Below are 20,219 nucleotides of genomic sequence, written 5' to 3' on the forward strand. Positions count from 1 at the left end.
CCGACCGCGCGAGGTGCGCTCGTCGTGATCGCCGCCCTGCTCGTGCTGGGCGCCCTGTGGTTCGCGCGCGACCTCGTGGCCCCGCTCGCGCTGGCCCTGGTGCTGGTCGTGATCGTCCACCCGATCCGGCATCCGCTCGAGCGCCGCGGGTGGCCGCCCTGGGCCGCGACGACCGTCGTCATCTCCGTCGCGTACCTCATCCTCGCGGTGCTGGCGGCGCTGCTCGTGTTCGCCGGCGCCGAGTTCGCCGACCTCGTGGTCGACGTCGTCGACGAGTTGCAGGCGGCCGTGGCATCCGTCGGCGCCTGGCTCGTCAGGATCGGCCTCGGCGACCAGGTGGCCGAGGCGACCCAGCGCGCGCTCGATCCATCGGTGCTGCTCGGCGCCGCCCAGGGTCTCGGCGGGTGGCTCCTGGCCTTCCTCACCGCCGCGTTCTTCGTGCTCGCGTACGTGATCTTCATGGCGGCGGACGCGGCGCGCTACCGCCGGGCCGAGCGGGTCTTCGGCCCGGCGGTCCGGCCGCGGCTGGACCGGATCCGGGCGCTGAACTCCGGCATCCGCCGCTACTACGTCGTCAACGCCACGTTCGGCGCGATCGTCGCCGTGATCGACGGTCTCGCGCTCTGGGCACTCGGCATCCCGATCCCCGCGGTGTGGGCGATCCTGGCCTTCGTCACGAACTTCATCCCCAACATCGGGTTCGTGCTCGGCCTCGTGCCGCCGGCCGTCCTGGCGTTCGTGATCGGCGGCCTGCCGCTGCTGCTCGTCGTGATCGCCGTGTACTCGGTGGTGAACGTGGTGCTGCAGGTGCTCGTCCAGCCGAAGTTCGTGAGCGACGCCGTCGACCTCTCGCTGACCCTCAGCTTCGTGTCGGTCGTGTTCTGGACGTTCGTGATCGGACCGCTCGGCGCCATCCTGTCCATCCCGCTCACCCTCGCCGCGCGAGAGGCGCTGCTCGGCGGCGATCCATGGCTGCGCTGGCTCTCGGGCAACGCGGCCGCCGGATCGTCGCCCGACGACCCGGCGGCACCGGCCGACGCGGACACGACCGACGGGACGGAGCCGCCGGCGGAACCTCTGGATCGGGAGGGTGCGGCCGGATAGTCTGCATGCGGGGAAGGGGGCTCCCATGCCGCATCGACGATCCGAACCGAGGCCGACGGCATGAGCGCCGCAGTGCACCTGCGCGGCCTCTCCACCGCCGTCCCCGACACCGAACTCCCGCAGCCCGCCGTCCGAGACGTGTTCGCCGCCCAGCCCGGCCTGAACCGGCTCGCGCAGCGGATCATCACGACCTCGTTCGACGTCTCCGGCATCGACCGGCGCTACACGGTGCTCGAGGAGCTCACCCTGCAGCCGCGCGACGAGGAGCCGGTCTTCTTCGACCAGGCCACCGGCGACCTGCTGCTGCCCGGCACCAAGGCGCGCAATGAGATCTACGCCGTCGAGGCGACCCGGCTCTACCTCGAGGCGGGTCGGCGCGCCATCGACGCGACCCCCGGCATCGGGGCCGCGGACGTCACGCACGTCGTGACGGTGTCGTGCACCGGCTTCTACGCCCCGGGCCCCGACTACATGCTCGTCCGGGACCTCGGCCTCGGGCCGGCGGTGCAGCGGTACCACCTCGGCTTCATGGGCTGCTACGCCTCGATGCCGGCGCTGCGCACGGCTGCCCAGTTCTGCGACGCCGACCCCGACGCCGTCGTGCTGGTCGTGAGCGTCGAGCTCTGCACGCTGCACCTGCGCTCATCGAACGACCCGGACACGATCGTCGCGTCGTCGCTGTTCGCCGACGGCGCCGGCGCCGGCATCGTCACGCGGCGACCGCTGGAGCCCGGTGAGCGCGCCTTCGCGCTCGACCGCTTCGAGACCCGCATCACCCCGGTCGGGGAGGGCGACATGGCGTGGAAGATCGGCGACCACGGCTTCGAGATGGTGCTCTCGAACGCGGTGCCCGCGATCATCGACGACCACATCACGGGCGCGCTCGAGCCGCTGTTCGCCCCCGACGACGACCTCGCCGAGGCGCTCGCGACGGATGCCGCCGGCGACCGCGTCGCGCATTGGGCGATCCACCCGGGCGGGCGCAGCATCCTCGACAAGGTCGAGTCGAGGCTGGCGCTCACCGAGGCGCAGCTCGAACCCGCACGCGAGACCCTGCGCGACTTCGGCAACATGTCGAGTGCGACCGTGCTGTTCGTGCTGCGCAACATCCTCGACCGTGCGCAGTCCGCCGACGGCGACCGCGTCGCGGCGATGGCGTTCGGACCGGGGCTGACGGTGGAGTCCGCCCTGATGACGGTGAAGGGATGACGGATGCCGGTGACCGACGACGGTGGACCCGGACTGCTGCAGGCGATGGCCACGCTGGACCATCGTGATGCACGCGTGCGGGAGCTGATGGACGATCCGGGGGCCGACCCGGACGCGCTCGATCGCACCTACCGGAGGTTCGGCCTCGTCAACCGGATCGTGTCGCGCCCGGCGGCCGTTTACGAGGAGTGGGTGCGGCCGCGCCTCGCGACGACGCATGCGGCGCGGATGCTCGACATCGGGGCCGGCGGCGGCGACCTGCCGTGGCGCATCCTGCAGCTCGCCCGGCGCGACGGGCTCCGGCTGGAGGTCGTCGCGATCGACCCCGACGAGCGCGCGGTGCGCGCCGCGTCCCGGTTCTCGGATCCGCGCTTCCACGCCCGGGCGGGGAACTCCGCCGACCTCGTCGCCGAGGGCGAGACGTTCGACGTCGTCTGGTCGAACCACGTGCTGCACCACCTCACCGCGGCGGAGCTCGGAGCCCTGCTCGCCGACACCGAGCGGCTGGTCGCTCCAGGGGGCATCGGCGTGCACGGCGACATCGAGCGCGGCCGGGGCGCGTACCTCGCGTTCTGGGCTGCGACACTCCCGTTCGCGTGGAACGTCTTCGCCGGTTCGTTCATCCGGCGCGACGGACTCACGTCGATCCGGCGCAGCCACACGGCGCCCGAGCTCGCCGGCGCCGTCCCGCGCGGGTGGCGCGTGAAGCGCGGGTTCCCGTCGCGGCTCGAGCTGGTCTGGGGCAGCGAGATCCCGGATGACTGACGAGCCCGTCGCCGAGCCCGCCGCCGAGTCGGCGGCGGGTCCGGCCATGCACGACGTCGCGGTCGTCGGCGCAGGCGCCGTCGGGCTGCTGCTGGGATGCCTGCTCGCTCGCCGCGGACTGCGCGCGATCGTGCTCGAGCGACGCCCCGAGCCGGCCCCGCCGGGCACGTCGTCGCGGGCGATCGGCATCCACCCGCCCGGCCTGCGCGCGCTCGCCGCGGCCGGGGTCGGCGACGAGGTCCGCCGCCGCGCGGTGGTGATCCGCGACGGGCGGGTGACCTGCGACGGGCGCACGCTCGGGTCGCTGCGGTTCCCGAAGTCGGGCCGCGTGCACTCGCTGCCGCAGCGCGAGGTCGAGGCGCTGCTCGAGGAACGGCTCGGCTCGGCCCGGACGGTGACGCTCCGGCGCGGCGTCGAGGTCGTCGCCATCAGCGACCGCGGCACGCACGTCGTGGTGCACGGCACCGACGGCGACGGCCCGGTCGCCGTGGCCGCGCGGTACGCGGTCGGGGCCGACGGCGTGCGCAGCGGCATCCGCGAGCTCATCGGCGCGGACTGGCGCCCGCATCGCGATCGGGCGACCTACGTGATGTGCGACACGCGCGACGACACGGGCGCGCCCGAGACGGCGCTGCTGCACTTCGAGTCCGCCGGCGTCGTGGAGTCGTTCCCGATGCCCGGCGGCCGGCGGCGCTGGGTCGCGCGCGTGCGGCGCGAGCCGCCCGAGCTCGACGTCGCCGCGGTCGCCACGGTCGTCGAGGCGCGGACGGGCGCCTCCTTCGACGCCGATGCCGCCTCGGCCCCGACGGCCTTCGAGGCGGCGCAGCACATCGCCCACCCGGTCGCCGCCGGACGGATCGCGCTCGTCGGGGACGCGGCGCACGAGATCAGCCCCATCGGCGGGCAGGGCATGAACCTCGGCTGGAGCGACGCGGTGCACCTGGACCGCGAGCTGGCCGGCGCGATCGCCGCGGCCGGGCCCATCGACGTGTTCGCCGCCTACGACCGCGCGCGTCGCGCGGCCGCGCACCGGGCGGTGCGGCAGGCCGCGTTCAACATGCGGATGGGCGCGCCCGCCACCGGCATCCGCCTGCGCACCCGCAACGCCGCGGTGCGCGTGCTCGGGCTGCCGGGATTCCGGCGCGTGCTCGCCCGGGCGTTCACGATGCAGTGGCTGTGACGCCCGCGGCATCCGTCGTCGTCGAGGGATGCCGCGGACGCCGGGTCAGCCCTGCGCGGCGTCGAGCGGCGAGAGCACCAGGATCGGGATCGCGCGGTCGGTCTTCGACTGGTAGTTGTCGTAGTCGGGCCAGACGTCGGTCGCGCGGCCCCACCACAGGTCCTTCTCGGCGCCGGTGACCTCGCGCGCCACGTAGTCCCGCTTGACCTCGCGGTCCTGGAGCTCGACGCGCGGCTCCTCCTTCAGGTTGAAGTACCAGGCGGGGTGCTTCGGGTCGCCGCCCTGCGACGCGACGACGGCGTACTCGCCCTCGTGCTCGACGCGCATCAGCGCGGTCTTGCGCAGCTTCCCGCTCTTCGCGCCGACCGTGGTGAGCACGATGACGGGCTTGCCGCGCAGCGAGTTCGCCTCGCGACCTCCCGTCGCCTCGTAGGTCTCGGCCTGGTCGCGCGCCCACTTCGACGTGCTGGGTGCGTAGTCGCCCTGCAGCGGCATCCGTTCCTCCTCGTTCGGGTCCGTCGCTCCACGCTAACGCGCGCCCGCCGCCCGCCATTCCCGTTGTCGTCCCGCTCTTCTCAGGAGTTATCCGGCGGGTCGCCGTCCCGGGCGGCGTGTCCTCCTGAGCAACGCGCCGATCCGCGGATTCCTCCTGAGAAGAGCGGATGGTGCGGGGTGCCGGCGCGTCGACAGCGGCGGGGCGGCGGTCTAGCGTGAGGGTCGGGGGAGCAGACGGGTGCGCCGGCTCGCGACGGCGCGGGATCGCGACATCCGGAATACGAGCCCCTTCGGGAAAGTTGAGTCTAGTAGGCTCAAGTTTGAAGAAGGGATATCCGTGGCCAACATGCAGGGCGCGCCGAGCTCGCAGGAGGAGCAGAAGTCGGCGCTCGAACAGTACGGCGTCAACCTCACCGAGATCGCGAAGCAGGGCAAGCTCGACCCCGTGATCGGCCGCGACGCCGAGATCCGGCGCGTCAGCCAGGTGCTCACCCGCCGCACCAAGAACAACCCCGTGCTCATCGGCGAGCCCGGCGTCGGCAAGACGGCCGTCGTCGAGGGGCTGGCCCAGCGCATCGTGGCCGGCGACGTCGCCGACTCGCTGAAGGACAAGCAGCTCGTCGCGCTCGACATCTCGGCGCTCGTCGCGGGCGCCATGTACCGCGGCCAGTTCGAGGAGCGCCTGAAGGCGGTGCTCAAGGAGATCAACGACGCCGAGGGGCGCATCATCACGTTCGTCGACGAGCTCCACCTGCTCATGGGCGCGGGTGGCGGCGAGGGGTCCGTCGCGGCGTCCAACATGCTGAAGCCGATGCTGGCCCGCGGCGAGCTGCGGCTCATCGGCGCCACGACGCTTGACGAGTACCGCGAGTACATCGAGAAGGACGCCGCGCTCGAGCGACGCTTCCAGCAGGTCTTCGTCGGTGAGCCGAGCGTCGAGGACACGGTCGCCATCCTCCGCGGCCTCAAGGGCCGGTACGAGGCCCACCACGGCGTGACCATCACCGACGCGGCGCTCGTCGCCGCGGCGGCGCTCTCGAACCGGTACATCTCCGCGCGCCAGCTGCCCGACAAGGCGATCGACCTCATCGACGAGGCGATGTCGCGCCTCAAGATGGAGATCGACTCGAGCCCGGTCGAGATCGACCAGCTCAAGCGCGAGGTCGACCGGATGCGGCTCGAGGAGCTCGCCCTGAAGAAGGAGAAGGACGACGCCTCGAAGGAGCGGCTCGAGCGGCTGCGCGAGCGACTCGTCGAGAAGGAGCGCGACCTCGCCGGCCTCGAGGAGCGCTGGTCGCGCGAGCGGATGTCGCTCAACCGCGTCGGCGAGCTCAAGAAGCAGCTCGACGACGCCATGACCCGCCGCGACCGCGCGATGCGCGAGGCCGACTACGCCACCGCGTCGAAGCTCGAGTACGAGACCATCGCCGAGCTGCAGCGCGACCTCGACGCCGCCGAGCGCGCCGAGGAGGCGCCCGACGAGCCGCGCATGGTGAACGAGCAGGTCACCGAGGAGGACATCGCCGCGGTGATCGCCCAGTGGACCGGCATCCCCGTCGGCCGCCTGATGCAGGGTGAGACCGAGAAGCTGCTCCAGCTCGAGCAGGAACTCGGCCGCCGCGTCATCGGCCAGCGTCCCGCCGTCGCGGCCGTCGCCGATGCGGTGCGCCGCGCCCGCGCGGGCGTCAGCGACCCCGATCGGCCCACCGGCTCGTTCCTGTTCCTCGGTCCCACGGGGGTCGGCAAGACCGAGCTCGCGAAGGCCCTCGCCTCGGTGCTCTTCGACGACGAGCACGCCATGGTGCGCATCGACATGTCGGAGTACGGCGAGAAGCACTCCGTCTCACGGCTCGTCGGCGCTCCCCCCGGCTACATCGGCTACGAGCAGGGCGGCCAGCTCACCGAGGCCGTGCGGCGCCGGCCGTACTCGGTGATCCTCCTCGACGAGGTCGAGAAGGCGCACCCCGAGGTGTTCGACGTGCTGCTCCAGGTGCTGGACGACGGCCGGCTGACGGATGGCCAGGGCCGCACCGTCGACTTCCGCAACGTGATCCTCGTGCTCACCTCCAACCTCGGCTCGCAGTTCCTCATCGACCCCACCCTCTCGTGGGAGGAGAAGGAGGGCGCGGTGATGGCCGCGGTCCGGCAGTCGTTCAAGCCGGAGTTCGTGAACCGGCTCGACGACCTCGTCGTGTTCTCCACGCTCAGCGAGGAGGAGCTCGGCGAGATCGTGAACCTCCAGATCGACCGGCTCACGGCCCGGCTGCACGAGCGCCGGCTGGAGCTCGGCGTCACGCCCGACGCACGGACGTGGCTGTCGGAGCGCGGCTACGACCCGCTGTACGGTGCGCGGCCGCTGCGCCGGCTCATCCAGACCGAGGTGGCCGACCGGCTGGCCCGGTCGCTCCTGGCCGGCGAGATCCGCGACGGCGACACCGTCGTGGTGGGCCTCGCGCCCGACGGCGACCACCTCACGGTGACGCGGGCGCCCGAGCCGGGCGACATGCCCGAGGGCGGTGACCACGACGTGATCGACGCGGAGATCGTGGAGGAGTAGCGCGAGCAGGGCGCCGCGGGAATGCGCACCCGCGGCGCCCTGGTCGAGCGGCTTCAGGTCAGAAGTTCCAGGATGTCCGCGCAGAGGTCGCGATCCCACGTGTCGAACCGACCGTATGGCCCGTCCACGCCGAGGAAGCCGTCCTCGACATCGAGGTCGTCGGACGGGTCGCCGGGCGTGCCGTTGTGGTCGATCAGGAAGGACACGGTGAAGGCGCCGGCGTCCAGGTACACCTTTCGGCCGTCCGGACCCGTGTACTGCGTGCTCCCGGTCACGCGGACGGTGATGGTGAGCGTGCCGTCGCCGTTGTCGACGACCGAGCTGTCGCGGTCGCCACCCCGGAACTCGGAGGTGTAGGTCTTCCCGTTCTCCACGTTCGTGTACACCTCGACGGATCGGAAGCTCGCGAGGCCGTACCAGAGTGCGTCGCCTCGTGCGTGGCCGACGAAGGACCCCTCGGTCCGCCGATCCCAGCGCACCTCGAACGGCACCGTCCCGCCGCACCAGTCCGGGCCGTGCGCTTCCTGCTCGATATGGCTCTCCGTCTCGACGAAGTGGTCGACCTCGGGTGCACCGGCGGCGAATGCCGGTGCGGGTGCGACGACGGCGACCCCGAGGATGACGGCGATGGCTGCGATGGCGGTCCTGAGTTCCATGCGATCCCCCGATCACGTGCGCGGTTCCGTACCGCGGGGTCCGGCGGCTCCCGAAACCCGCGACGACGGTATGGCCGTCGATCGGGACGCGGCATCCGTGGTACCTCGGCTTCCGGCCGGCGGCGCGGACCCCGCCGTCGACCATGCCGTGCCGCCGCGCCGCCTACTCGACGGCGGCGGGCTCCGGCACCCCGTTCGCCGCGGCGGGGAGGCGGCGCTCGAGCGCGATCGCGAGCACGGCGATCACGCCGCATCCGACGACCATCGTCGCGATGTAGCCGGCATGCCAGCCCTGGTCGAGGAGGAGGCCCGCCACGATCGGCCCCGTGATCGCGCCGCCCTGGAAGGCGGCGGCGTTCACCGCGTTCACCCGGCCCCGGTTGCGGTCGCTCGCCAGGTCGTTGTACATCGCGGGAATCGTGGGCTGCAGCATCGTCTCGCCGAAGGCGAAGACGCCCATGAATGCGAGGACGCCGATCGCCGCGGTGATCGAGCCGGGCAGGAGGCCCGTCGCGCCGAGGATCAGCCACGACGCCGCCCACACGAGCGTCATCACCTGCATCACCCGGGTGCGCCGGTGGCCGGCGATGAGCTTGAGCACGGTGAACTGCAGGAGCACGATCACGGCCGTGTTGACCGCGAACGAGAACCCCACGACGCGCGTCGAGACCTCCGAGACCTGCCGGGCGAAGGCCGGGAACCCCGCCTCCATCTGGCCGTAGCCGATGAACATCGCGACGAACGTGATGAGCGTGAGCCAGAGGATGACGGGGCGGCGGAGGATCGAGCGGTAGCTCGCCGTTGGCGCCGACTCGTCGTCGTCGCTCCCGCCGTTCGTGCGCACGTGGCGCAGCGGGCCGAGCAGCAGCGCCATCGGGATGAGCGCGCTCGCGGCGTCGGCCAGGAAGATCACGGTGAAGGTGGCCGGGTCGCTCACGTCGACGTAGAAGCCGCCGATGATGCCGCCGACCCCGATCCCGAGGTTGACGAGGGCGAAGTTCACGCCGAAGTACTGCTGTCGCAGCTCGCCGTCGACGACGCTCGCGACGAGCGCGTTGAACCCGGGCCACGAGACGCCGAAGTTCACGCCCATCAGCACGAGCGCGACCGCCGCGACCGCGGGGTGGGTGGCGTACGCGAGCAGCGCGCAGCCCGCGATCATCGTGGTCAGGCCGACGAGCAGCACCGCGCGCGCGCCGTACCGGTCGATGAGGGTGCCGCCCGGCGCCGTGACGAGCAGTGCGGTGACGGCGATCACGCCCATGAGCGTGCCGGACAGGGCGAGGTCGAACCCCCGCACCTCGTGCAGGTAGATGATCGTGAACGGCAGCGTGAGCCCGCGGCCGAGCGTCTGGATGGCGACCGTGGAGAGCAGCCACCGCCCCTCGGTCGGGAGCGCGTTCCAGAAGCCCTTCATGCCGGTCACCAGTGCAGTCTGCCCGATGCCGCCGACACCCGCCGCTCGGTCTGGTCGGCCACCCGCGGTTCACCCGTGCCGCATAGGTTCGCGGCATGCGCGAGGTGACGCGGACGACCGACCCGCTCGTGGTCGAGACCGATGCCGGGGCGGTGCGCGGTCGACACCGCCGGGGGACGCGGCAGTGGCGGGGCATCCCCTACGCGTCGGCGCCGGCGGGCGCCCTGCGGTACCGCGCCCCGCGCGCGCCGGAGGCCTGGGGCGGCATCCGCGATGCGGCGGCCTTCGGCCCCGTGGCGCCCCAGCATCGTCGGGGACAGTTCCTCGGCGCCGCCGAGCACCTCGCCCGGAGCGAGGACTGCCTGCGCCTGAACGTCACCGCGCCCGACGTCGATCACGGCGGCGGCCTCCGTCCGGTCATGGTGTTCGTGCACGGCGGCGCCTACAGCGTCGGCTCGTCGGCGGAGTACCCGCGCCAGGGCGAGCGCCTCGTGCGAGAGCACGGCGTCGTCTACGTCGGCATCGACTACCGTCTCGGGGCGCTCGGCTGGCTGGACCTGCGCGCCTACTCGCGCCCGGAGCATCCGTTCGAGGTGAACCTCGGACTGCGCGACCAGGTCGCCGCGCTCGAGTGGGTCCGGCGGAACATCCGGGCCTTCGGCGGCGACCCGGATCGGGTGACCCTGTTCGGCGAGTCGTCGGGCGGCAACTCCGTGACGACCCTGCTCGCGGTGCCCGCCGCCGAGGGCCTGTTCTCGAGCGCGATCGCGCAGAGCTCGCCGGCGAACGCCGTCTATCCGCCCGAGGTCGCGCAGCGCTGGGCGGCGGAGTACGTGCGGATCCTCGCCAGGCTCGTCGACGACGACGACCTCGAGAGCGAGGCGCCGGAGGATGCCGCGGCGATGCTCCGCGCCGCGGATCCGATGCGCCTCGCCGACGCGACGACCGAGCTCACCGTCCGGACGCCGGACGAGCATCCCGGCACCATCGCGCTCGCCCCGGTGATCGACGGGGAGTTCCTCCCGTACCGGCCGCTCGACGCCGTCCGCGACGGGCTCGCGCACCGCGTGCCGCTCATCGTGGGCACCAACGACCGGGAGGGGTCGCTGTTCGAGGGGCGCATCGACATCCTGCCCACCACGAAGCCGCGCATCCGCGCGATCTTCGCGAACACGCCCAAGCGCGCGCGGAAGGCGATCAAGGCGCGCTACCCGGGGCTGCCCGAGCGTCGCGCCGCGGCCGACTTCGCGGGCGACTTCACGTTCTGGTTCCCGACCGTGAAGGTCGCCGAGCGGCACTCCCGGTGGGCCCCGACGTGGTGCTACCGGTTCGACGCCGCGCCGCGCGCAGCGCGGCTGCTCGGCCTCGACGCGACGCACGGGCTCGAGCTCTTCGCGCTGTTCGAGAAGTTCGACACCCCGGTCGGCGCGGGGCTCACGCTGCTCGGCGGCCGGCGCATGTTCCGGACGGTCGGGCGGCGGATGCAGGCGCACTGGGCCGGCTTCGCGGCATCCGGTGCGCCCGGCGACGACTGGCCGCGGTACGACGAGCGCCGACGCCGCACGCTGGTGTTCGACGCGGTGGATCGCGTCGTCGACGACCCCCGGCGGAAGAAGCGACGCGCGTGGCAGGAGTTCGTTCCGCACGTGTGACGACGTCGCGTGCGCGGCGCGGCAGCTCGGTGCCCCGTCGCTCACCGGTCGAGGTAGGCGAGGACGGCGCGCACCCGTCGGTTCTGGTCGCTCGACGGCTCGAGTCCGAGCTTCTGGAACACCGACGCCGAGATCGACTCGACGGTGCGCTCGCTGATGAACAGCTCGCGTGCGATCCCGGCGTTCGAGCGCCCCTCCGCCATGGAGGCGAGCACCTCGCGCTCGCGCGGCGTGAGTCGTTCGATCGGCGAGTCGTCGCTCGGACGCATGAGCGCGGCCACGAGCGTCGGGTCGAGCACGACCTCTCCCCTTCGGACGCGGTGCATGGCGTCGATGAGCACGCCGATGTCGGAGACGCGTTCCTTGAGCAGGTAGGCGACCCCGCCGGACGGTTCCGCGAGGACCGCGGCGGCGGTCGCGACGTCCATGTGCTGGCTGAGCAGGACGACGGACGTGGCGGGGTGACGTTCGCGGATGTTCCGCGCCGCCACGACGCCCTCGTCCGTGAACGTCGGGGGCATCCGGATGTCCACGACCGCGATGTCGGGCCTGCGGCGCTCGACGAGTCGGAGCAGGCCCTCGGCGTCGTCGGCCTCGCCGGCGACCTCCGCGCCCGATCCCTCGAGCAGCAGCGCGATGCCGCGGCGGATGAGCGGCGCATCGTCGGCGAGGACGATCCTGAGGTCGTGCGGTCCGTGCTCCTGCGTCATGTGCTCCGGCCTTCCGCTTCATCGTGCCGTCGAGTGCCGTGCGAGAGCTCGCGCAGGTGCTCGAGCGCGATCCTGATCTGCGACTCGGCCTCGGTCAGGTCGGCGGAGTCGCCGAGCTCCCGACGCGCGACCGCGAGGAAGAGCAGCGCGCTCACGAGTCGTTGCTGCGCCCCGTCGTGGAGGTCGTGTTCCACGCGCTCGCGTTCGAGTGCCGCCGAGGCGAGCACGAGGCGCCGCGACTCCTCGAGCCAGCGCACCCGGGCGATGGCGGATGCCGTCATCCGCGCGTTCCGGATGGCGAGGAGGTCGGCGGGATCGAGCTCCGACGCCGGAAGGGTGCGGGCGCGACGGCCGAGGGCGAGCCTCGCGATCACTCCCCGCTCGTCGGTGAGCTCGGTGCGGAATCCGGAGACCTCCGCCACGGGCTCGCCCTCGGGGTCGACCCATCCGGCGTCGTCGAGCGCAGGGAACACTGCTCGCCCGGCCCCGGGGTCGCGAAGCCGATCCGCCAGCCTCCTGACGTCCGCGGTCGCGCGGACCCGAACGAGGCGTTCCATGACCACCGTCGTGCCGAGCAGCGCGGCGCCCGCTGCGATCGCCGCTGCGCCCCACGGCCAGGCGTCGATGTGCTCCCAGGATGCGGCCCGGAGCGACTGGGCGAGCGCCATGAGCGCCCCCGCGGCCAGAGCCGCCCGCGCGGCCGTGCGGCGGACGCCGTGCTCGCGGATCATGATGGCGAGCGCGATCACGAGGCAGGCGACCGAGACTCCGGAAGCGGACGCGACGGCGACGGCCGAACCGATCGATCCGGACATCGGTGCGACCGTGTCGGGGCACCGACGAAGGCACGCGGCCTCGTCGATCGGGTCAACCGTCAGGACGATGAGCGCCCCAGCCGCCGCGGCGAGCACCCACAGGACCGTCCGGGCGGATCGCGTCCCGACTTCGGCGTACTCCACCGCCACGACCGCCGCCGCCCCGACCATGAGCGGCGCGAGCCCGATGCCCACGGTCGTGGCGTCGCCCGGTGCGACCTGCGCTCCGGCCAGCACGGGCACGCCGATCCCGACCGCAGCGACCCCGCACCCCACGGCGAGTGGCGCGCGCCGCACGGAGAGCCACGCGCCGGCGACGAGGAGCACGAGTGCGGCCGACTCCGCCCAGGCGACGACCGGCTCGGGTGCGAGCATCCGATCGGATCGCGCCGCGTGCAGCACCACCCCGGCCGCCACGAGGACGGCCACGGCGCTCGCCGCCATCGCCGCGATCACCCCGGACGCAGTCGGGGCCGGCAGGTGGCTCGCGACGCCGCGCGGGATCTCCGTGGGTCCCTCCGCGGGCTCCCGCACCCGTGACCGTGCGGCCATGGTGCGATCGTAGCGATCCGGCCGCGCGGCCGATGCCGTGTTTCCCCGGAGACGATGCCGGGTCGGCACGGTCGCGGCCCCCCGAACCGCTGGCGAGACTCGTCGGACGTGGACCAGAATCGGGGAGGGGTCATCATGCGGATCACGAGGGGGGTCGCGCTCGCCGCGATGTGCGCCGTGGTGTTCGGCGCGGGCTGCGCATCGGGAGCGGATCGGACCGGGTCGTCGACGCTGACGCTGAAGATGGCGACGATCGACGGCGACCCCGACCCGACGGGTCAGCTCATCGGCGTCACGGCCTTCATGGACGCGCTCGAGACCGAGAGCGGCGGTGCGATCGAGGTCAGCCTCGAGGCCGCGTACGGCGACGGTGCCCCCGAGGCCGAGTCGGACCTGATCCGAGCCGTCGTCGACGGCGACGTCGACCTCGCCTGGCCGGCGACCCGGGCGTTCGCCGCCGCGGGCATCGACGGCCTCCGGTCGGTCGAGGCGCCGATGCGGCTGACGAGCTACGACGCCGAGCGCGCGCTGATCCAGGGGGACGCGCCCGCGCTCATCCGGGATCGGCTCGAGGCGGCGGGGATGGTGTCGCTGGGCCTGCTGATCGGGCCGCTCCGGCGCCCGTTCGCCGCGGACGCACCCCTCCTCGACCCGTCCGACTGGGCCGACGTGCGCTTCCGGGCGTTCAACTCGCCGGTGCAGGCGCACACCGTCGAATCGCTCGGTGGGCGCGCGGTCACGGCGGGGGTCGAATGGTCGGACAAGCTGCGCCACGGCGAGCTCGACGGCGTGGAGATCGACGTCCGGCAGTTCTGGTACAACGGGATGAACGCGGAGGCGCCCTGGGTCGCGGCCGACGTCGTGCTCTGGCCGAAGATGCTGGTGCTCTCCATGAACTCCGAGCGGCGCCGGTCGCTCACCGATGAGCAGCGGGCGTGGATCGACGCGGCGGCGCAGGCTGCCGTCGAAGCGTCGCTCTCCGGCGACTACGACGAGTCGGCGGCAGCCGAGGAGCTCTGCGGGAACGGCGTGCGGTTCGTTCGTGCGGGCGACGCCTCGATCGCAGCGCTGCGCGACCTCGCGGCGCCGGTCATCGACGAACTCGCCAGCGATCCGGCCGAGGCCCCACTGCTCGAAGCGGTCATGGCGGCGGCGGCGCAGCACCCCGACGTCGACGTGCCGGACGTTCCGGACGGATGCGACGAGGCGACGCCGCCGGCGACGGGGGCCGAGCCCTCCGATGCCGCCGTCCCGCCGGATGGGCGCTACCGCGTGGAGGTGACGGAGGACGAGGTCCGCGACGCCGGGCTGACCGCCGGGCCCGGATATCCCGGCACGTGGACGCTCGACGTGCTCGACGGCACCTACGCCATCCGGTGCCAGGTGATCTCCGATCCGGCGAACGACTGCGGCCACAGCCACCTGCCCGCCGAACAGGTCCTCGAAGCCGGGCGGCTCGTGCCGAACGGCGAGGGGATCGTGACGTTCGTCTACGACGGGGACGTGCACTCGCGGTACGTCGCCTGTCCGACGGACTGCTACCCGGGCCCCGACGTCAACGCCTCGTGGCGCGCCGTCGGTGACACGCTGGTGTTCGGCGACTTCGAGGGGAGGACGCCCATCAACGGGCTCCTGGTCATCGAGCCGTGGAAGCGGATCGGGGACGCGGAACCACCGCGATGACCCTCGTGCCCTCGCCGGGCGGACTCTCGATGCGGAGCCGGCCGGCGAGGGTCTCGACACGGCGTCGGACGGCGGGCAGGCCGCCCGCGTCGACGCCCCCGAGACCGTCGTCGGCGACCTCCAACCGGAGTGCATCGCCGGAGCGCTCCAGCCGGAGCTCGATACGGTCGGCCCTCGCGTGCTTCATCGCGTTCGAGACGGCCTCGGACGCGATGAAGTAGAGCGCGGTCTCCGTCGCGGCATCCGCGGTCGCCTCCGGATCGGCCGCGACCTCGACGGTCGGGGCACCGGTCCGGGTGAGCGCGCGCAACTCGGCGGCGAGACGCCCGTTCCCGAGGTCGCGCGCGCGAGCGGCGTCGATCACGCCGATCAGGTCGCGCTCGGCGAGACGCGCTTCGCCCAGTGCGATCGCGAGCGGGTCGGAGCGCACCTCGGCGCCGTCGGGCGACGGATCCGACCGCCGGAGGTCCGCGAGGAGCAGGAAACCCCGGCGGAGGGGTGTGAGGACCTCGTGGTCCACCTTCGCGGCCACCGCGAGCCTCCCGGCCTGCGCGGCCTCGAAGAGGTCGGCGCGCGTCCGAGCGACCTCCCTCCGCTGCGACTCCAGCTGCGACTGGAGGCGGTCGTGGTCGCTGGCGAGGCGCACGGCATCGGCCACGGCATCCCTCAGCGCCGGTTCGCCGAGGGCGTCCCTGCGATGCACGATCCGGGCGATCGCGGCGCCGGACTCGTCCACGACCTCGGTCTCCGCGGTGCCGCCCGCCGGTTCGTCGCGCTTCGTCGACTCCGCCGCGGGGATCTCGGACGGGAGCGCGAGTCGGAGACGCTCGTCGTGGAGAAGGGCGCGCAGCACGGGCTCGAGGCCGTCGAGCCCCGTCGCGTCACCCGCCGACGCCGCCGCCTCGCGAAGTCGGGCGATGCGTCGGCGCTCCGACCAGGCCGCTGCTGCGATCGACATCGCCGCGATGACCAGGGCTCCCGCGTACGCCACCAGCGCCGCGCGCGGATCGATCCCGTCGACCCTGGCCTGCGCCGCCCACGCCGCGGCCAGCGCGACGGCCACCACACCCGAGGCGAACGTCGTCGCCACGCGGACGCCGTGCGGACTCCTCGGACCGCCTCGCAGGGGCGACCACGCCGCGATCGCCGCGAACGTCGCGACCGTCGCCGGCAGGGGCAGTGCGCCGGTGACGAGCCCGACCCCGAGCGCGACGAGCGCGGCGATCGCCCATGGCGCGCGCAGTCCGCCGGTCGCGGCGACGAACAGCCACGCCAGACCGGCTTGGTGAGCGGTCGACGCACCGGGCACGAAGGCCCCGATCACCCAGAGGGCCGCCGTCGCCGCGGCCGCGGCACGGACCTGGAGGCCGGCTGGAGCCAGGAGCGCGACGCCGGCATACGAGACGCCGACGAGCAGTTCGGCGAGCGTGAGCAGCAGGTCGGCCGTCTCGTCCCAGACCCCTGCGGCGGCAGGAATCTCGGCGATCGCGGCGACCACGGCGACGGCGATCACCGCGAGGCGGGCGACTCGCGCACCGGACTGACGCTGTGCGGTTCGCACGCGCCGATTCTGGCAGCGATGCTCGGCGTCCGCACGCAATCGACGGGGATCGAGGCGGGGCCCCCGGCGCACCGTACCGCCGGGCCCGGCGCGTAGGCTCGGACGCATGCTCGCCACCGTCATCCACGCCGCCCGTGACATCCGCGTCGAGGAGGTCCCCGACCCCGAACTCTCGACCGGCGGGGACGCGATCGTCCGCGTCGTCGCCGCCTGCGTGTGCGGATCGGACCTGTGGCCGTACCGCGGCGTGACGCCCACGCACGCGCCGCACCGGATCGGCCACGAGTTCGTCGGCGTCGTGGAGTCGGTCGGGCCGGAGGTCGCGAAGGTGCAGGCGGGCGACTTCGTGATCGCGCCGTTCTACGTGTGCGACGGCACGTGCGCCAACTGCCGCAACGGCGTCAGCACCTCCTGCCTCGCCGGCAGCTGGTGGGGCGGCGACGACAAGGTCGGCGGCACGGCCGACGGCGGCCAGGGCGAGCGCGTGCGCGTGCCCCTCGCCGACGGCACCCTCGTGGTCGTGCCGGGTCCCGTGGCCGACGACGAGATCCCCGGCCTGCTCACCCTCAGCGACGTCATGGGCACGGGTCACCACGCCGCCGTGTCGGCGGGCGTGGGCCCCGGCGACTCGGTCGCCGTCGTCGGCGACGGCGCCGTCGGGCTGTGCGCGATCATCGCGGCGAAGCGCCTCGGCGCGACCACGGTCATCGCGATGTCGCGGCACGCCGACCGGCAGGCGCTGGCGCGCGAGTTCGGCGCCACGCACATCGTCGAGGAGCGCGGCGACGAGGGCGTCGCGCGGGTGAAGGAGCTCACGGGCGGCATCGGCGCCGACCGGGTGCTCGAGTGCGTCGGCACGAAGGAGTCGATGGACCAGGCGCTGCGGTCGACACGGCCCGGCGGGATGGTCGGGTACGTGGGCGCGCCGAACGGCGGCCCCGAGCTGCCGGTGCGCCCGATGTTCAACCGGAACGTCGGCGTCAACGGGGGCGTCGCGCCGGTGCGCGGCTACATCGAGGAGCTGTTGCCCGACGTGCGCTCCGGCGCCATCCGCCCGGGCCTCGTCTTCGACCTCGAGCTCCCGCTCGCCGACGCCGCCGAGGCGTACGCCGCGATGGACGGGCGTCGGGCGGTCAAGGTGCTGCTCCGGCCGTAGGCCGGGTCGGCGGCGCGAGCCCCGCGCCCGCGGAGTTCGGGAGGAACTTCCGGTTGCCGTGCGGCGAGCCGGCGTCGCGCAGACGGCGTGTCGTCCGGAAGTTCCTCCCGTTCGGGCGCCGCGGCGTCGGGGTGCCGCGGCGGCCGCGCCCGGCCGGGACGTCGTGGGAGCGGCGGAAGCGCGGCTCAGCTCGTGAACATCTCCAGGTCCTCGCAGAAGTCGCGGCCCTGCGTGTCGAAGTGGCCGTGCGCGGCGTCCTCGCCGAGGAAGTCGATGACCTCGTCGTCGGACGGGTCGCCCGGGGTGCCGTTGTGGTCGATGAGCAAGCGGTACTCGAAGTGGCCGGCATCGACGAACGCGGTGCGGCCGTCGTCGGTCACGTACCGGACGGACTGCTGCGTGGTGGTCGTGACCGTGAGCGTGCCGTCGCCGTTGTCCACGACGTCCAGGTCGTGGTCCACGCCGTGGACGTGGCCGGTGAAGCTCTTCCCGGTGGCCAGGTTCGTGTAGGACTCCGTGACGTTGAACGTGGCGGTCGCGTAGGCGAGCTCGCCCCCGCGCCAGACCGCCGTGAACGTACCGGAGAGGTCGGCCTCGAAGAGGATGTCGTCCTCGATGTCCGGGCAGAAGTCCGGGTGGGCGTCCTGCTCGATGTGCGATTCCTGCTCGCTCCAGTTCTCGTGGAACGGCGGGTTCGGTGCGGCCTGCGCCGGCGCGCCGGCCAAGACGAGTGCGGCGGAGGCCGCTGCGGCGGCCGCGATACGTGCGTACCTCATGGGTGCTCCGATCTCTCATGGGCGTGTCCGCGGGTCGCCCGGACACGTCCGAGAGTCAACCGGCGCGTCGTGTCAAGCGCATCGTATGAACATCCGATCGGGCATATCATGAGCGGTGCTCACCTTCAGGCAGGGAGGGCCTGGACCGTGGATCCCGAACAGTACGCGGACGTCGTCGACCGCATCTACGCCGGCGCCACGGTGCCCGGCGCGTGGACCGACGCCATGCGGGGCCTGGCCTCGGTGGTCGGCGGCGACGTCGCCGCAGTGCTCGTCTCCGGTCCCGCCGAGGGACGCTTCACGCCGGCGAACATCGCGCTCGACGAGGCCGCGCTGCAGGCGTACGGCGAACGCTACGCCCGCATCGACCCCGTCGTCCGGGCGATGCGGGCGACGACGGGACGCGTCGCCATCGACGGCGACGACGTCGTCACCGCCGCGGAGAAGCGCCGCAGCGAGTTCTTCGCGGACTGGGCTCGGCCGAACGGGCTGGAGCACTGCGTCTGCGGGGTCGTCGACCGCTCCGGCGCGATACTGACGTGGGTCGTGATCGCGGGGAGCGGGCCGCGGAGCGAGCGCTCGGAGGATCCCGCGGACGTGCTGCGCCCGTTCCTTCCGCATCTCGAGCGCGCCGTGGCCGTCGAGCGGCGGCTCGACCGCGAGGCGGGGGCGGGATGGCGCGCCGGCGCGATCGCCACGATCGACCTGCTCGGCGCCGCCGTGCTCGCCGTCGACGCCGACGGACGCGTGGCGCACGCGAACGCCGCCGCCGCCGATCTCCTCGGCCGCGGCACCGGAGTGCACGTCGACCGGTGCGGGCGCCTGCTGCTCCCGGTCTCAGCGGAGCAGGACGGGCTCCGGCGCCTGCTCCGCAGGGCGGCTCGGTGCGACGACTCCGGCACGCGGCTCGGCGGGCGGATGCGGGCCCACCGCGCCGACGGCCTGCCGTGCTACGTGCACGTCATCCCGTTCGGCGTCGCCGCCGCCGGTCCCGACTGGGCGGCGCTCGTCGTCGTGACCGACCCGGTCGAGGGGCGCGGCGTCCCGCCCGACGTGCTGCGCGCGGTGTTCGGCCTCACGCCGGCCGAGGCGATCGTCGCCGCCGCCGTGACCGCGGAGCACGCCGGCGGCGGACTCGATCGCGTGGCCGAGGGGCTCGGCGTGTCGCTGTCGACGCTGCGCGTGCACCTCCAGCACGTCTTCGAGAAGACGGGCGTGCACCGGCAGGCCGACCTCGCGCGGCTCGTCACGGTCGTCTCGGGAGGATTCCGGGACGACGCGAACGGGGCGGATGCCGCGGGTCGCGACCTCCGCCCCGTCCCCGAGGAGCCGAGGCTCAGGCCGCCGCGATGAGCAGCTCGTCGAGCGGCTTGCGGCTGCGCGGGGCGACCTCGCGCTCGCGGAGCGGCTCGGGCAGGGTCGCGGCGTCGCCGAGCTTGCCGACCGCGCTGACCGAGACCACCTCGAGGCCCGCGCCGAGGCCGAACGCCTGGGCGAGCCGGGCGGCGTCGAAGCCGCCCATCTGGTGCGTGTGCAGTCCGTCGTGCTGGGCCTGCAGCGACATGTAGGCGACCGCCTGGCCGAGGTCGTACGTCGCCCAGCGGCGGGGGGCGCCGGCCTCGTCGACGGTCTCGGCGACGTTCACGATGAGCGCGGCGGCGGAGTCCGCCCAGGCCTGGTTGAAGCCCATGAGGGCGTCGTGGATCGCGGCGAAGGCCGGCGTGCCGCGGCGGGCGACGATGAAGCGCCAGGGCTGCACGTTGTTGGCCGACGGCGCCCAGCGGGCGGCCTCGAGGAGCGTGCGGATCGTGTCGTCCGAGAGCTCGGCCGTGGGGTCGTAGGCGCGCGGGCTCCAGCGCTCCACGAGGGGCGCGATGAGCGGGGCGTCGGTGGGGGCGTGGCGTGACGTGGTGTCGACGAGGGTCATGATG

Annotated in this window: 17 protein-coding genes; 9 read left to right on the top strand and 8 right to left on the bottom strand. The window is 73.3% G+C overall.

Annotated features, from left to right (window positions below):
- Window positions 1-24 precede the first annotated feature (24 nt).
- From ABD230_RS08465 to ABD230_RS08480, 4 genes are read left to right on the top strand one after another with little or no spacing between them, the layout of a single operon-like run.
- Entirely contained in the window at window positions 25-1,104 is a 1,080-nt protein-coding gene (locus ABD230_RS08465) for an AI-2E family transporter (protein ID WP_344371718.1), read from the top strand.
- A gap of 60 nt (window positions 1,105-1,164) precedes the next feature.
- Window positions 1,165-2,313, top strand: coding sequence for a type III polyketide synthase (locus ABD230_RS08470; protein ID WP_344371721.1), 1,149 nt, complete (start codon window positions 1,165-1,167; stop codon window positions 2,311-2,313).
- Between the two features lie 3 nt (window positions 2,314-2,316).
- On the top strand, window positions 2,317-3,078 hold the full coding sequence (locus ABD230_RS08475) for a methyltransferase (protein ID WP_344371723.1): 762 nt from the start codon (window positions 2,317-2,319) through the stop codon (window positions 3,076-3,078).
- Window positions 3,071-4,258, top strand: coding sequence for an FAD-dependent oxidoreductase (locus ABD230_RS08480; RefSeq protein WP_344371725.1), 1,188 nt, complete (start codon window positions 3,071-3,073; stop codon window positions 4,256-4,258). Before ABD230_RS08475 ends, ABD230_RS08480 begins: the two co-directional genes overlap by 8 nt.
- A 45-nt stretch (window positions 4,259-4,303) precedes the next feature.
- Here ABD230_RS08480 and ABD230_RS08485 read toward each other — a convergent pair whose 3' ends face one another.
- Window positions 4,304-4,753, bottom strand: a complete 450-nt coding sequence (locus ABD230_RS08485; RefSeq protein ID WP_344371728.1) for a nitroreductase family deazaflavin-dependent oxidoreductase — start codon at window positions 4,751-4,753, stop codon at window positions 4,304-4,306.
- A 337-nt stretch (window positions 4,754-5,090) separates the two neighbouring features.
- Here ABD230_RS08485 and ABD230_RS08490 point away from each other — a divergent pair, with 337 nt between their 5' ends.
- Window positions 5,091-7,310 carry an ATP-dependent Clp protease ATP-binding subunit gene (locus tag ABD230_RS08490; protein ID WP_425546207.1) on the top strand — a complete coding sequence of 740 codons (2,220 nt, stop codon included), beginning with the start codon at window positions 5,091-5,093 and terminating at the stop codon, window positions 7,308-7,310.
- 53 nt (window positions 7,311-7,363) lie between these two features.
- On the opposite strand, the gene ABD230_RS08495 is transcribed toward ABD230_RS08490, so the two are convergent.
- Both ABD230_RS08495 and ABD230_RS08500 read right to left on the bottom strand, forming a co-directional pair.
- The gene (locus ABD230_RS08495; RefSeq protein WP_344371731.1) at window positions 7,364-7,966 is read right to left on the bottom strand and encodes a hypothetical protein; all 603 of its coding nucleotides are present in this window, start codon (window positions 7,964-7,966) and stop codon (window positions 7,364-7,366) included.
- A gap of 163 nt (window positions 7,967-8,129) precedes the next feature.
- Window positions 8,130-9,383 carry an MFS transporter gene (locus tag ABD230_RS08500; RefSeq protein WP_344373278.1) on the bottom strand — a complete coding sequence of 418 codons (1,254 nt, stop codon included), beginning with the start codon at window positions 9,381-9,383 and terminating at the stop codon, window positions 8,130-8,132.
- A gap of 95 nt (window positions 9,384-9,478) precedes the next feature.
- On the opposite strand from ABD230_RS08500, the gene ABD230_RS08505 reads away from it, so the two are divergent.
- On the top strand, window positions 9,479-11,035 hold the full coding sequence (locus ABD230_RS08505) for a carboxylesterase/lipase family protein (protein WP_344371733.1): 1,557 nt from the start codon (window positions 9,479-9,481) through the stop codon (window positions 11,033-11,035).
- 41 nt (window positions 11,036-11,076) lie between these two features.
- Here ABD230_RS08505 and ABD230_RS08510 read toward each other — a convergent pair whose 3' ends face one another.
- Entirely contained in the window at window positions 11,077-11,745 is a 669-nt protein-coding gene (locus ABD230_RS08510) for a response regulator (RefSeq protein ID WP_344371735.1), read from the bottom strand.
- Complete coding sequence (locus ABD230_RS08515; RefSeq protein ID WP_344371737.1) at window positions 11,742-13,112, bottom strand: histidine kinase; 1,371 nt, start codon at window positions 13,110-13,112, stop codon at window positions 11,742-11,744. Before ABD230_RS08515 ends, ABD230_RS08510 begins: the two co-directional genes overlap by 4 nt.
- Before the next feature lie 135 nt (window positions 13,113-13,247).
- Here ABD230_RS08515 and ABD230_RS08520 point away from each other — a divergent pair, with 135 nt between their 5' ends.
- The gene (locus ABD230_RS08520; RefSeq protein ID WP_344371740.1) at window positions 13,248-14,795 is read left to right on the top strand and encodes a TRAP transporter substrate-binding protein; all 1,548 of its coding nucleotides are present in this window, start codon (window positions 13,248-13,250) and stop codon (window positions 14,793-14,795) included.
- Here ABD230_RS08520 and ABD230_RS08525 read toward each other — a convergent pair.
- Window positions 14,749-16,356, bottom strand: coding sequence for a sensor histidine kinase (locus ABD230_RS08525; protein ID WP_344371742.1), 1,608 nt, complete (start codon window positions 16,354-16,356; stop codon window positions 14,749-14,751). The genes ABD230_RS08520 and ABD230_RS08525 overlap by 47 nt on opposite strands.
- Window positions 16,357-16,462: 106 nt before the next feature.
- On the opposite strand from ABD230_RS08525, the gene ABD230_RS08530 reads away from it, so the two are divergent.
- Entirely contained in the window at window positions 16,463-17,512 is a 1,050-nt protein-coding gene (locus ABD230_RS08530; protein WP_344371744.1) for a zinc-dependent alcohol dehydrogenase family protein, read from the top strand.
- Window positions 17,513-17,697: 185 nt separating this feature from the next.
- On the opposite strand, the gene ABD230_RS08535 is transcribed toward ABD230_RS08530, so the two are convergent.
- Complete coding sequence (locus tag ABD230_RS08535) at window positions 17,698-18,288, bottom strand: hypothetical protein (RefSeq protein ID WP_344371746.1); 591 nt, start codon at window positions 18,286-18,288, stop codon at window positions 17,698-17,700.
- 147 nt (window positions 18,289-18,435) lie between these two features.
- Here ABD230_RS08535 and ABD230_RS08540 point away from each other — a divergent pair, with 147 nt between their 5' ends.
- The gene (locus ABD230_RS08540; RefSeq protein ID WP_344371749.1) at window positions 18,436-19,641 is read left to right on the top strand and encodes a helix-turn-helix transcriptional regulator; all 1,206 of its coding nucleotides are present in this window, start codon (window positions 18,436-18,438) and stop codon (window positions 19,639-19,641) included.
- Here the strand turns inward: ABD230_RS08540 and ABD230_RS08545 are convergent.
- The gene (locus tag ABD230_RS08545; protein ID WP_344371752.1) at window positions 19,625-20,215 is read right to left on the bottom strand and encodes a nitroreductase family protein; all 591 of its coding nucleotides are present in this window, start codon (window positions 20,213-20,215) and stop codon (window positions 19,625-19,627) included. The genes ABD230_RS08540 and ABD230_RS08545 overlap by 17 nt on opposite strands.
- Window positions 20,216-20,219: the final 4 nt, after the last annotated feature.

Source organism: Agromyces tropicus (assembly GCF_039531345.1).
Taxonomy (GTDB): Bacteria; Actinomycetota; Actinomycetes; order Actinomycetales; family Microbacteriaceae; genus Agromyces; species Agromyces tropicus.